At 70.5% G+C, this 12,832-nt stretch carries 11 protein-coding genes; 10 read left to right on the top strand and 1 reads right to left on the bottom strand.

Annotation, left to right across the window (positions count from 1 at the left end; all coding sequences use genetic code 11):
* Nucleotides 1-20: 20 nt before the first annotated feature.
* The 6 genes from ACFU7D_RS04825 to ACFU7D_RS04850 all read left to right on the top strand — a co-directional run bounded on the left by ACFU7D_RS04825 (nt 21) and on the right by ACFU7D_RS04850 (nt 10,095).
* Complete coding sequence (locus ACFU7D_RS04825) at nt 21-785, top strand: urea amidolyase associated protein UAAP2 (RefSeq protein WP_378864118.1); 765 nt, start codon at nt 21-23, stop codon at nt 783-785.
* On the top strand, nt 782-4,462 hold the full coding sequence (gene uca / locus ACFU7D_RS04830; RefSeq protein WP_378864036.1) for an urea carboxylase: 3,681 nt from the start codon (nt 782-784) through the stop codon (nt 4,460-4,462). The genes ACFU7D_RS04825 and uca overlap by 4 nt, the downstream gene beginning before the upstream one ends.
* Nucleotides 4,459-6,156 (top strand): allophanate hydrolase, encoded by a 1,698-nt coding sequence (locus ACFU7D_RS04835; protein ID WP_378864039.1) that lies wholly within the window; start codon nt 4,459-4,461, stop codon nt 6,154-6,156. Before uca ends, ACFU7D_RS04835 begins: the two co-directional genes overlap by 4 nt.
* Nucleotides 6,157-6,428: 272 nt before the next feature.
* Entirely contained in the window at nt 6,429-7,154 is a 726-nt protein-coding gene (locus ACFU7D_RS04840; protein ID WP_378864042.1) for a TetR/AcrR family transcriptional regulator, read from the top strand.
* A gap of 153 nt (nt 7,155-7,307) precedes the next feature.
* Nucleotides 7,308-8,588 (top strand): hypothetical protein, encoded by a 1,281-nt coding sequence (locus tag ACFU7D_RS04845; RefSeq protein ID WP_378864045.1) that lies wholly within the window; start codon nt 7,308-7,310, stop codon nt 8,586-8,588.
* Between the two features lie 115 nt (nt 8,589-8,703).
* Nucleotides 8,704-10,095: a cytochrome P450 gene (locus ACFU7D_RS04850; protein WP_378864048.1), complete on the top strand. Its 1,392-nt coding sequence runs from the start codon at nt 8,704-8,706 to the stop codon at nt 10,093-10,095.
* Between the two features lie 98 nt (nt 10,096-10,193).
* Here ACFU7D_RS04850 and ACFU7D_RS04855 read toward each other — a convergent pair whose 3' ends face one another.
* Nucleotides 10,194-11,144, bottom strand: a complete 951-nt coding sequence (locus ACFU7D_RS04855) for a helix-turn-helix transcriptional regulator (protein WP_378864051.1) — start codon at nt 11,142-11,144, stop codon at nt 10,194-10,196.
* A gap of 84 nt (nt 11,145-11,228) precedes the next feature.
* On the opposite strand from ACFU7D_RS04855, the gene ACFU7D_RS04860 reads away from it, so the two are divergent.
* The 4 genes from ACFU7D_RS04860 to ACFU7D_RS04875 all read left to right on the top strand — a co-directional run.
* On the top strand, nt 11,229-11,864 hold the full coding sequence (locus ACFU7D_RS04860) for a histidine phosphatase family protein (RefSeq protein ID WP_378727942.1): 636 nt from the start codon (nt 11,229-11,231) through the stop codon (nt 11,862-11,864).
* Nucleotides 11,861-12,190: a YnfA family protein gene (locus ACFU7D_RS04865; protein ID WP_378864054.1), complete on the top strand. Its 330-nt coding sequence runs from the start codon at nt 11,861-11,863 to the stop codon at nt 12,188-12,190. The genes ACFU7D_RS04860 and ACFU7D_RS04865 overlap by 4 nt, the downstream gene beginning before the upstream one ends.
* 10 nt (nt 12,191-12,200) lie before the next feature.
* Nucleotides 12,201-12,770: an NUDIX hydrolase gene (locus ACFU7D_RS04870; RefSeq protein WP_378864056.1), complete on the top strand. Its 570-nt coding sequence runs from the start codon at nt 12,201-12,203 to the stop codon at nt 12,768-12,770.
* Nucleotides 12,771-12,778: 8 nt separating this feature from the next.
* On the top strand, nt 12,779-12,832 hold a 54-nt coding region (locus ACFU7D_RS04875), incomplete at its 3' end, for a hypothetical protein (protein WP_378864121.1).

Raw genomic sequence — 12,832 nt, forward strand, 5'->3', positions numbered from 1 at the left:
CCACGATCGACAACCCGGTGATGAGGCCTGTGACGACCATTCCCGTCCCTGTGACCACCTATCTGACGCCCGACGGGCAGCTGGTCTCCAGCGTCCCCGTGGGGGCGTCGTACGCCGACAGCACTCACCTGGAGTGGGGTGACCCGCTGGTGCCGGGTGCCGTCGTGCTGGACGAGCAGGTGGCTCCGCGGGCCTCGTGGTCGGGTGTCGTACGTGCCGGGCAGGTGTTGACGATCGTCGATGTCGGCGGCAACCAGTCGGGTGACTGCCTGCTCTACAACGCGCACCACACCGACGAGCGCTACAGCGCTCCGGACACGCTCGCCTGGCAGGACAACGCCTACATCCGCACCGGGACGGTGCTGCGCAGCAACCTCGGTCGTGCCCTGATGACCGTCGTCGACAACGAGATCGACCGTCAGGACACCATCGGGGGCGCCTGCTCGCGCGAGTCCAACACGCTGCGCTACGGCCACCACGTGATGTATCACCACGGCTGCCGGGAGAACTTCCTGACCGAAGGGGCCAAGCACGGGCTCGGCATGCGCGACGTCGTCTCGAACATCAACTGGTTCATGAACGTGCCCGTCGAGGAGGACGGCTCCCTCGGCATCGTCGACGGCATGTCGGCGCCCGGGAAACGGGTCGCGCTGCGTGCCGAGGTGGACACGCTCGTGCTCATCTCCAACTGCCCGCAGATGAACAACCCCTGCAACGACTTCAACCCGACGCCCTTACGGATGATCGTGTCCGAGCCGGATGTCGACTACGAGGTCGACGCATGACGGATGGTCCATCCTTCGACACCGTTCTGGTCGCCAACCGAGGGGAGATCGCCCGCCGGGTGATGCGCTCCGCGCGTGAGCTCGGGATGCGTACGGTCGCGGTCTTCTCCGAGGCCGACCGGGCGGCACCACACGTGCGGGAGGCCGACGAGGCCGTCTGCCTGGGCTCCGCGCCCGCACGGGACTCCTATCTCCGCGGCGACCTGATCATCGAGGCGGCCCTGCGCACCGGTGCGGGGCTGCTCCACCCCGGCTACGGGTTCCTGTCCGAGAGCGCCGCATTCGCCCGGGAGGTGGAGGCGGCGGGACTCCGGTTCGTCGGTCCGACGCCCGACCAGATCAGCGCGTTCGGCGAGAAGCACTCGGCCCGCCGGCTCGCCGAGAACGCCGGAGTGCCGATGCTGGCCGGCTCGGGGCTGCTCTCCGGCCCGGACGAGGCGGCCGACGAGGCCGCCCGGATCGGGCTGCCGGTGATGGTCAAGGCGACCGGCGGCGGTGGCGGTATCGGGATGACCGCGTGCAGCTCGGAATCGGACGTGAGGGTCGCGTTCGAGCGGGTCGCCCGGCTCGCCCAGACCAGCTTCGGGACCGCGGGGGTGTTCCTGGAGCGCCTGGTGCGGCCAGCCCGTCATGTCGAGGTGCAGGTCTTCGGTGACGGTGAGGGTCAGGTGGCCGTGCTCGGCGACCGCGACTGCTCGCTGCAGCGCCGCAACCAGAAGGTGATCGAGGAGGCGCCCGCGCCTTCCCTCCCTGAGCACGTACGCACCGTCCTGCACGACTCCGCACGCCAGCTCGCCAAGTCGGTCTCCTACCGCTCGGCCGGGACCGTGGAGTTCGTCTACGACCCGGGCCGCGAGCAGATCTCCTTCCTGGAGATGAACACCCGCCTCCAGGTCGAGCACGCCGTCACCGAGCAGGTGATGGGCATCGACATCGTCGCGCTCATGCTGCGGCTGGCCCGCGACGGCGTCACCGCCCTGCCCGACGAGCTCTTCCGCAAGTCCCCCGCACCCCAGGCGTACGCCGTCGAAGCACGCGTCTACGCCGAGGACCCGGCCAAGGACTCGATGCCGTCATCCGGCCTGGTCACGCGCGCGCTCCTGCCGGAGCCGACCGACACCGTCAGGGTGGACTCCTGGATCGAGACCGGGCTCGAGGTCTCGCCCCACTACGACCCGCTGCTCGCGAAGGTGATCGCCACCGGCGCCACCCGCGAGGAGGCGCTCGACACGCTGGGCTCAGCGCTGGCCAGGACGCGGATCGACGGGATCGTCACCAACGTCTCCGCGCTGCGCGCGATGACGACGTACGCCGAGCTCCGCTCGGCCACGCACTCGACCTCGACCCTGGCCGAACGTGCCAAGGCCGGCAGCGGCGGGGACCCTGATCCACGCATCGACGTGCTCGACCCGGGTGTGCTCACCACCGTCCAGGACCTTCCCGGCCGGGTGGGCTACTGGCAGGTCGGCGTGCCGCCCTCGGGTCCGTTCGACCCGGTCTCCTTCGCCGAGGCCAACCTGGCCGTCGGCAACGACCGCGGTGCCCCGGGTCTCGAGGTCACGGTGCCGCTGGCGACCGGCCGGGCGACGGCCGCGGGGCCGACGCTGGTCTTCTCCGATCCCGCCGTCGTCTGCGTGACCGGTGCCCCCATGCCGGTCAGCGTCGACGGCGTCCCTGCCCCGCAGTGGGAGCCGATCGAGCTCCCCGCGGGAGCGACGTTGAAGCTGGGCCGTACCGACGGGCCGGGGCTGCGGACCTACATCGCGGTCCGGGGTGGCCTGGACGTACCCGAGTATCTGGGCAGTGCCTCGACCTTCACGCTCGGCGGGTTCGGCGGGCACGCCGGACGTACGCTCCAGCGCGGTGACGTGCTGCGGCCGGGGACAGCGGTCGACCCCCAGGTGCAGCCCGCGGCGACCCCGGTGTCGCGGCGGCCGGCGCTGACCAACAGCTGGGAGATCGGCGTCACCGAGGGCCCGCACGGTGCCCCGGAGTTCTTCACGCGCGCGGACCTGGACCAGCTCTACTCGGCGAGCTACCGGGTGCACCACAACTCGGCCCGCACCGGCGTACGCCTGATCGGGCCGAAGCCGACCTGGGCCCGGGCCGACGGTGGCGAGGCGGGGCTGCATCCCTCGAACATCCACGACACGCCCTACACGGTGGGTTCGCTCGACTTCACCGGCGACACCCCGATCATCCTCGGCCCGGACGGGCCGTCGCTGGGAGGGTTCGTCTGTCCGGCGGTGGTCGCCAGCGGCGAGCTGTGGAAGATCGGGCAGCTGCGACCCGGCGACACGATTCGGTTCGTGCCGGTGCGGGAGGGCAAGGCCGCCGGCCTGGTCAACCATCGGGCTTTCCTGACGGTGGCCGGCGGTGCGGGTGGGGACGGCGACGACGGTGTGCTGGGCAGGCTGCCCCGGACGCCGGCGCGACCTGAGGTCACCTATCGGCGCAGCGGGGACAACTCCGTGCTGGTGGAGTACGGGCCGATGACCCTCGATCTGGGTCTTCGGATGCGCGTTCACGCGCTGCAGTCGGCCCTGGCCGAGCACGCGCCCGCCGGCATCATCGACGTCACGCCTGGGATCCGGTCGCTGCAGGTGCACACCGACTCCTCGGTCCTGCGGGCCGGCCAGGTCGCGGGGCTGCTGCGTGAGCTGGAGGAGGACCTCCCGGCCACGTCGGAGCTGACCGTGCCCTCGCGGCGGGTGCGACTGCCGCTCTCCTGGGACGACCCGGCGACCCGGGAGGCGATCGAGCGCTACACCGCAGGCGTACGCGACGACGCACCGTGGGCGCCGTGGAACATCGAGTTCATCCGCCGGATCAACGGACTCGCCTCGGTCGAGGAGGTCCATCGGACCGTCTTCGACGCGACGTACCTCGTGCTCGGGCTGGGAGACGTCTATCTGGGGGCGCCGGTCTCGACGCCGCTGGACCCGCGGCACCGGCTGGTGACGACCAAGTACAACCCGGCCCGCACCTGGACCGCGGAGAACTCCGTCGGCATCGGCGGCGCGTACATGTGCATCTACGGGATGGAGGGGCCGGGCGGATATCAGCTGGTCGGGCGGACGACGCAGGTGTTCAACCGTTTCCGGCGTTCGACGTCGGCCGGCGGGCTCTTTCACGACGACCCCTGGGCGCTGCGGTTCTTCGACCGGATCGAGTGGTATCCGGTCTCCGCGGACGAGCTCCTCGAGCTGCGGGCGGAGGTCGACGCCGGGCGTGGTGAGTTCGAGACCGAGGAGGGCACCTTCTCGATCAAGGAGTACGACCGCTTCCTGACCGCCGACGCGGAGTCGATCGCAGCCTTCCGTGACCAGCAGTCCGCCGCCTTCGAGGAGGAGCGCGAGCGCTGGAAGGCGGCGGGGGAGTTCGACATCTGCGACCGTATCGACGCGCGGGGTGAACCCACGGAGGTCGAGGTGCCGGAAGGGTGCGTGCAGGTGACCGCGCCGTTCACCTCGACCGTGTGGAAGGTGGTCGCGAGCCGCGGCGCCCGTTTGGCCCAGGATGCCCCGCTGATGGTCGTCGAGGCGATGAAGATGGAGGCCAGCGTCCCGGTCCCGGTCTCCGGCGAGGTGGTCGAGGTCTACGTGAAGCCGGGCGAGCAGATCGTCCCGGGTCAGGTCATCGCCGCGGTGCGGCCTCTCGACAGGCTCGGGTCTTGATCCACGCCCTTCCCTACGGTGCGGTCGCCCGCGCCACCGAGGCGCTGGACCGCATCGAGGCATCGGGTCGGCCGGAGATCTGGATCTCGCTGCGTACGCGTGACGACCTGCTCGAGGAGGCCGCCGCGATCGATGCGAAGGTGGCCGGCGGCGAGATCCTGCCGCTGGCCGGACGCCTGCTGGCGGTCAAGGACAACATCGACGTCCGCGGCCTGCCGACAACCGCGGGAGCGCCCTCGTTCGCCTACCCGCCTACAGCTGACGCCACCGCCGTCGCCCGGCTGCGGGCGGCCGGGGCGCTGGTCGTGGGAAAGACCAACCTGGACCAGTTCGCGACCGGTCTGGTCGGCACCCGCAGTCCGTACGGAGCGGTCCGCAACGCCTGGGATCCGAGCCGGATCTCGGGCGGATCCTCGTCGGGCTCGGCGGTCGCGGTCGCCCTCGGCCTGGTCGACCTCGCGCTGGGGACCGACACCGCGGGCTCCGGCCGGGTGCCGGCGGCGCTCAACGGCATCGTCGGAGTGAAGCCCTCGCGCGGGCTGGTGCCGGTCACCGGCGTCGTGCCGGCCTGCTACACCCTCGACTGCGTCACCGTCTTCGCCCGGGATCTCGGGTCCGCGCATGCGGCCGCGGAGCTGATGGCCGGTCCCGACCCGTCGGATCCGTTGTCGCGTACGTTGCCGGCGGATGCCGGGCTGCCACCCGTGCCGAGGGTGGCGGTGCCGGCCGGTGAGCACCTCGATGGGCTCGCTCCGGGATGGGCCGACGCCTTCCGGGCGGTGGTCGCGCGGCTGGCCGCTGCCGGGATCGAGTTCGTCGAGACCGACATCTCGCCGTTCCTCGAGGCCGCCAGGCTGCTCTACGACGGCGCCTTCGTCGCTGAGAGGTACGCCGCGGTGGGCTCCCACCTCGAAGCCAACCGCGACCTCATCGGGACCGGCCTGGACCCGACGGTAGCCGCGATCGTGCTCGCCGGGGCATCGCCCGGCGCAGCCGACTGGGCACGCGACGTGGCCCACCTGGCGCGCCTGGGAGCGGCGGGGAGGGAGGCCCTGGTGGGTTGCTCGGCGTTGCTGACGCCGACGACGACGTGGCATCCGACGCTGGCCGAGGTGGCCGCGGATCCGGTCGGCGCGAACGCGCGCCTGGGCCGGTACACGAACTTCGCGAACCTGCTCGACATGGCCTCGCTCGCGGTCCCGGCCGGGCAGGTCGGCGGGCTGCCCTTCGGGGTGATGCTGACCGGAGCCGCCGGCAGCGATCGCGTCCTGGCCGGGCTCGGCCACACGCTGCTCAGCCCCTGTGTCGATCTCTTCGTCGTCGGCGCGCACCTGTCGGGGCAACCGCTCAACCACCAGCTGGTCGAGGCCGGCGCGACGCTGCTGCGCCCGGTGTCGACCTCCGCCGACTACCGGCTGTTCGCGCTCGAGACCGTGCCGCCCAAGCCTGGACTGGTCCGCGTGGGTGGCCCCGGGAAGGGGGTGCCGATCGAGGGCGAGCTGTGGCGCGTCCCGGCTGCGGGCTTCGGGACATTCGTGGGTGGCGTACCCGCTCCGATGGTTATCGGAAAGGTCACGTTGTCGGACGGGTCCTCGGTCTCGGGATTTCTCGTCGAGCCATTTGCTGTCGAAAGGGCTGCCGATATCTCGTCGCACGGGGGTTGGCGTCGTTACCGGTCTGAGCAGGGCCTTTAACGTTCAGCGTGGATGTCTGTTACGGGACCGGGGTCATTCCTCCAGGTGGCACATGGCTCTGTTCACGGGCCGAAACCCCCGTCACACTGGGCAGAATTCCGCCAGCATTATCGCCCCGGGAGGCTGCTGTGCAGCGCCTGATGAATCGCCGTGCCTTACACTTTGTTGACAGCGAATTCAACCCTCCTGTGGGACTTTCGACTCTGTTCTTTAGGGGAAGAAGACTCTTTCGAATCTTCCCCGAAACTCGGGAGGCCGCTTAGATGGCGTACATGACAACTAGGCGTTCTCGGCCCGGCCGCCCCAGGCATGTGCCCGATTCGGGTAATGCCTCACCCCGTGACCAGATCCTCGATGCCGCTGCGCGACTCTTCGTGTCCCAGGGCTTCGCAGCGACGTCCACCCGCGAGATCGCCGACCAGGTCGGCATCCGTCAGGCCTCTCTCTATTACCACTTCGCCGGCAAGGACGAGATCCTCGTCGAGCTGCTCCGTAAGTCGGTCCGTCCGACCACGGACAAGGTCGACAAGATCCGCAACCAGGTGCCGCCGCTCGATTATGAGACGGCTCTTTATCTGCTGGTGCTCGTCGACGTACGCACGCTTGCCGATGTGGACCACAACGTCGGCATGCTCTACATGCTGCCGGACGTGACCAACGGCGAGGTCTACACCGAGTTCCGCCAGGAACACGAAGAGCTCGCCGCCGCCTACGCCGATCTGGCCAGCGAGGTGGCCTCGGAGAAGGTGCTGGAGGGAGTGAGCCTGAAGCAGCTGGGCAACATGCTCATCCAGCAGGTCGAAGGTGTCATCAGCATGCGCGCCGAGATGATCACCACCGACACGGTCCGGAGGATCACGTGCCCGGAGGCGTGGGCGATCGCTTCCTCGTGCCTGCGGATCTGCGGCGTCAGCCAGGACAAGATCCAAGCCGCGAACGCGGTCGCCGTGGAGATGCTCGACGACTTCCTCGACGACAGGGTTCGCGAGCCCGCCTGAGAAGTCAGGCTGACAAGACGGTAACTGGTGGGTAGGGCTTGCGCGTGTGAGTTGCCCTGTTGAGGCTTGAACGACACACTTTCCGAGCCCGTTGCCCGCTTCCCCACCGCGAGGACCCCCACACGTGTGCATTGACCCTTCCGGAGGCCACTGATGGCCCGGAAGCAGACAGCCATCCTCTCCGTCACCCGCGGGGTCACGACGCTCAACGGCCTGGTGGTGGACCGTCCGTGGGGTGAGGATCCGCACCAGGCAGGCGTACGCGCCGTGCGGGAACAGCTTGCCGGCCCGAGTCGCAAGCCCGTCCAGGTCGTAGCCACCGACGACGAGGCCCGCGTCCGGATGGTCGTCCATCCCGACGGACACGTCACCGACGTCGAGACCCTCGAGGTCTTCGGGAGCTACGCCTCGCCGGACGACGTTCCCGGAGCGGCCTGGCTCCCCGCCGGGGCCGGGCCCGTGATCGTCCAAGGCATCGTCGAGCCGGACCCTGAGCCCGAGCCTGAGCCGTACGTGCCGCCGGTCCTGGCCGTTCCGGCGCCGGCTGTCGAGCCGCCACCCGCGCCGGCGCCGGCGCCCGCGCCTGAGCCCGAACCGGAGCCTGAGCCCGAACCGGAGCCCGAGCCCGAACCGGAGCCCGAGCCCGAACCGGAGCCCGAACCGGAGCCCGAGCCAGCGCCGCCCCCGGCACCGGTCCCGCCTCCGGCACCTGCGCCGGTGCCTGAACCGGAACCAGAGCCGGAACCAGAGCCGGAAGCGGAGTCCGAGCCCGAGTCAGAGCCCGAGCCAGTGCGAGGAACCCCCGCCAGGAGGGCCGTCGCCGGACCGTTGGTGCCGCTGCACCACCTGGAATCGACCCCCTACCGTCGGTCGCGGATGACGCGTCGCGGCCGGGTGGTGCTGGTCGTCCTCGCCGTCCTGCTGCTGATCCTGATCTATGAGGTCGTACGCGGCGTCGTGACCGGTTCCGACGCGGACTCGTCCGACAAGAAGGAGCCGCAGAGCCAGCAGTCGGCGCCGAGCGCGGGGGCCAGCGACGAGGCGCCCTCGCCGAGCGCGTCGGCATCCTCAGTCCGCGTCGATCCGACGCCGACCCCGACACCGACACCGACGCCGACACCCAAGCCGACCAAGAAGCCCGCGCCCGAGCCGACCAGGACGTTGTCGGTCGAGGCGATCGCGATGACCGAGGCCATCGGGCTGCGGATCGACGCCAGCAGGCTGCCGGTGACGGCCACGATCGCGATGGATCCGTGGGGTGCGCCGGAGCGGTTCACGCGTACGGTCACGATCACCGAGCCCGACCAGCTCGTCGTGGTCAAGCCGGTCGCGTCCGGGCATGCGGAGTGGAGTGTGCGGGTCGAGGGTGCCAAGAAGGTCACCGGCTACACGCACTCGTGGCCCAAGGGCGATCGCGAGTTCGTCAAGCGCTGATCCCCGGGCCGAGGCGGCTCGATACAGGACTGAATTGCTACCACGGTCGGATGTGTGGGACTCCCGTTCGGCGTACGCTGCACAGGAACGTGTTCCTGCGCCTCGGAGGTCTCGCATGCCGCTCAAGATCACGCCGCCCGCCGGCGCCGGCTCGATTGCCGGCCGGGCCCTGGGCCGGACCCTGGGGACGGTGGAACGCACCGCCAAGCAGGGCGTGCGCTGGGCGCTGGGGCACGGGTTGCCGCGTACGGCCATCGTCCGGTCCGCCCGGAAGGGTGATCTCCAGGGCGACCTGATCCTGAGCGGGCCCGGCTCGCACACCTTCGACCTGGTCGACCTGTTCGAGGAGTTCCGTGCCCGCGGTCCGCTCTACCAGGGCGGGTTCAGCCACCTCGCGGTCGACCACGAGGTCATCAAGGAGGTGCTGACCAGCAACGACTTCATCACCGGGTTCTTCGCGCCCGACGAGTCGGGCACCGGTCTGCTGGCGAGGGCGGCGAGCTGGTCGGCCAGCGACGTCTTCGCCCCGCTCCAGCCGCCGTCGCTGCTGGCGACCGAGCCGCCGGAGCACACCCGCTACCGCAAGCTCGTCACCCGTGTCTTCACGGTGCGCGCGGTCGAGAAGCTGCGCGCCCGGACGGAGGAGATCGCCCGAGAGCTGCTCGACGACCTGGAGAAGGAAGCCTCCTCAGGTGCCGACGTCGACCTCGTCACCCGCTACTGCGGACTGCTGCCGATCACGGTCATCTCCGAGGTGCTCGGTGTCCCCGTCGAACTGCGCGAACGCATGCTCGAGCTCGGCAAGGGGGCGGCGCTGAGCCTCGACATCGGCCTGGACTGGCGCACCTTCCGGGACATGGAAGCCTCCCTGGAGGAGTTCGACACCTGGCTCCGCGGCCACCTGGAGTATCTTGCCGAGCACCCCGGTGACGACCTGCTCAGCCAGCTCGTTGCCCTCCGCGACGATGGCGACCGGCTCAGCGAGCGGGAGCTGAGGGCCATCGCCGGGCTGGTCTTCGCGGCCGGCTTCGAGACCACCGTGAACCTGATCGGCAACGGCATCGCGCTGCTCCACGACAACCCCGCTCAGCTCGAGATCCTCAAGGCGCAGCCCGACCTGTGGTCGAACGCCTCCGACGAGATCCTGCGCCTCGACCCGCCCGTGCTGCTCACCGGGCGGGTCGCCCGGCGTGACTCCACCATCGCGGGCCAGGCGATCCCGCGCGGCACGATCATCAACACCGTGCTGGCCGCCGCCAACCGCGACCCGGCCGTCTTCACCGACCCGCACACCTTCGACGTCACCCGGGAGAACGCCCGCGACCACCTCTCCTTCTCCAGCGGCCGCCACTTCTGCCTCGGCGCCGCGCTGGCCCGGATGGAGGGCGAGATCGGCCTCCGGCTCCTCTTCGAGCGCTTCCCCGACCTCGAGCTCGTCGGCGACCGTGAGCGCCACCCCACCCGCATCCTTCGCGGCTACTCGCACCTCCCCGCTCGCCTCAGCTGACCCGCCGAGAGGTCAGGTACGTCGGTCGAGACGTCACTCACGTCGGCCGAGACGGCACCTCCCTGCCACCTCGGCCGACGCGGGTGACGTCTCGGCGTTCAGCGCGCGGCCGCGTCGAGGAGTCGCTGGCCGAGCGCGGCTACGCAGCGGCGTACCTCGTCGCCTTCGACCACCCGGAACGGGACGGCTCGGCGGGCGAGCTCCTGGGCGTACCAGTCCGGGCTGTTGGTGCTCCCGACGAGACGGCAGTGGCCGTCGTCGATGGGCTCGAGGCGGCCCAGGACGCGCGGGAGATAGCGGTCGACCTGCGCGAACGGGGCGTCGAAGACGACCTCGACCTCATAGGCCCAGCCTTCGCCGAGGTGTTCCTCGACCTCGGCAACGGGGTCGATCTCCGGACGTACGAAGCCGGTCTCCTCGATGTCGACCGCGCCCATCCGGTCGACGCGGAGCACCCTGCGCGCGTCGGCTGTGTGCGACCAGCAGAGCAGGTACCAGCGGGCGTGGCGCACGACGACCGCCCAGGGGTCGACGACCATCTTGCGCTCGTTGCCGTTCTCGGTCGTGTAGGCGATGGTCGTGCGCCGCCGGGAGTCGCAGGCCTGGACCAGGCTGGTGGTGATGTCCGGATCGGGCGAGACGGCGCTCTGGTCGGGAACGGCCGAGATTGTACGCCGCACCGCGGCCACCGTCTGGGACAGCGACTCGGGCAGCACCCGGCCGATCTTGCCGACCGCGCTCCCGACCGGACCGGTGGCGTCGGCGATGTCGTGGTGACCGTCGAGCAGGGCCATCACCAGGCCGAGCGCCTCCGCGGTGGTGAAGATGAGCGGCGTACGCATCCCTCGGCCGAGCCGGTAGCCACCGTAGGGACCGCGCTCGGACTCGACCGTGATCCCCGCCTCCCGCAGGATCGCGACGTAGCGTCGGGCCGCGCGTTCGGTGACCCGCAGCCGCTCGCCCAGCCGCTCGGCGGTGATGCCGGGGGAGGACTGCAGCAGCTCGAGGGTGAGCAGTGCGCGAGCGGTCGGGCTCTCGTCATGTGCCATCGTGGCGGCTCCCGGAAGTAGTTCGTCCGGATTCAGATTAGTCCGTCACCTCCGGTGCGGTGGGTCCCGTACCCTTACCGGCATATGAGACTTCTGCTGATCAGACACGGCCAGACCCCGAGCAACGTCTCGGGGGCGCTCGACACCGCCTTCCCGGGAGCGGGGCTGACCGAGCTCGGGCTGTCCCAGGCCGCGGCGGTGCCGGATGCGCTGGCGGGGGAGAGGATCGCGGGACTGTACGCCTCCCGGCTCGTGCGTACGCAGCTGACCGCCGAGCCGCTCGCTCGCCGGCTCGGGTTGCCGGTCGTCGTGCAGGAGGGGTTCGAGGAGATCACCGCCGGTCGCCTGGAGATGGCCACCGACAAGGAGTCCGTGACGGCGTATCTCGAGGCGCTCGGCGACTGGGTCACCGGCACGCTCGAGACCCCGGTTCCGGGCGGTGAGGCGGGCCACGAGTTCCTGGCGCGCTACGACGCCGCGGTGCAGTCCGTGGCCAAGCAGCACGGGCCCGATGACACCGTCGCGATCGTCTCGCACGGTGCCGCGATCCGGATGTGGACCGGGCTGCGCACCACCCGGTCGCCGGCCTTCGGCGACGACAACCGGATCCGCAACACCGGCCTCGCGGTCATCGAGGGCAGCCTGGAGGAGGGCTGGACGACGATCTCCTGGAACAACGACCCGCTGGGTGGCGCGCACCTGATCGGCGAGGGCTTTTGACCCTCCGTTCCCTCCTGCTCTTCGTGCTGGCCGCGATCGCCGAGATCGGTGGCGCCTGGTTGGTCTGGCAGGGGCTGCGGGAGCATCGCGGCTGGCTCTGGGTCGGTGCCGGGTTCATCGCGCTCGGCCTCTACGGCGTGGTCGCCACGCTGCAGCCCGACGCCCACTTCGGGCGGATCCTGGCGGCGTACGGCGGTGTCTTCGTCGTCGGCTCGATCGCCTGGGGGATGGCGATGGACGGCTACCAGCCCGACCGCTGGGACATCGCCGGTGCGGCGCTGTGTCTGGCTGGGATGGGCGTGATCATGTACGCACCGCGTGGGTGAGGATGGGGTCATGGCCTCCGAGGAAGACTCACCGCGCACCTTCGTCCCGGTCGCGCCCGCGGAGCGGCCACGCCGCACCCGGAGCACGGTCCGGGTGCTCCTGATCGACGACCGCGACCGGATCCTGCTCTTCGCCGACTCCGACCCGGGCATCCCGGGAGCGCGCTGGTGGATCACCCCTGGCGGCGGCATCGATGCTGGCGAGAGCGAGCGGGTCGCCGCGGTGCGGGAGCTCGAGGAGGAGACCGGTCTCCGGGTCACCGAGGCCGATCTGCTCGGGCCGACGATGCGGCGCACCGTGGTGCACGGCTACAGCGACGTGGTCATCGACCAGGACGACGTCTTCTACGCCTGCTGGGTGCCGGCCTTCGAGGTCTCCACCGCGGGCCACACCGAGGAGGAGCTGCTCACCATGGCCGCGCACCGCTGGTGGACGCGGGCGGAGCTCGCGGCGACCGATGAGGAGATCTGGCCGGCGGTGCTCCTGGAGCTGTGGAAGGACGCCGACGTACGCCGCGACGCTCCCGCCTCCGATCCTGCCGATGGCGGACGGGTGGAGGAGTCGTCGGTCCCGGCCTGACGGCTGACCTGGAGACGCGCCGCAGCCGACCATCCCCCACTGGATGGTCGGCTGCGGTCTTG

This window comes from Nocardioides sp. NPDC057577, from assembly GCF_042801335.1.
Classification (GTDB): Bacteria; Actinomycetota; Actinomycetes; order Propionibacteriales; family Nocardioidaceae; genus Nocardioides.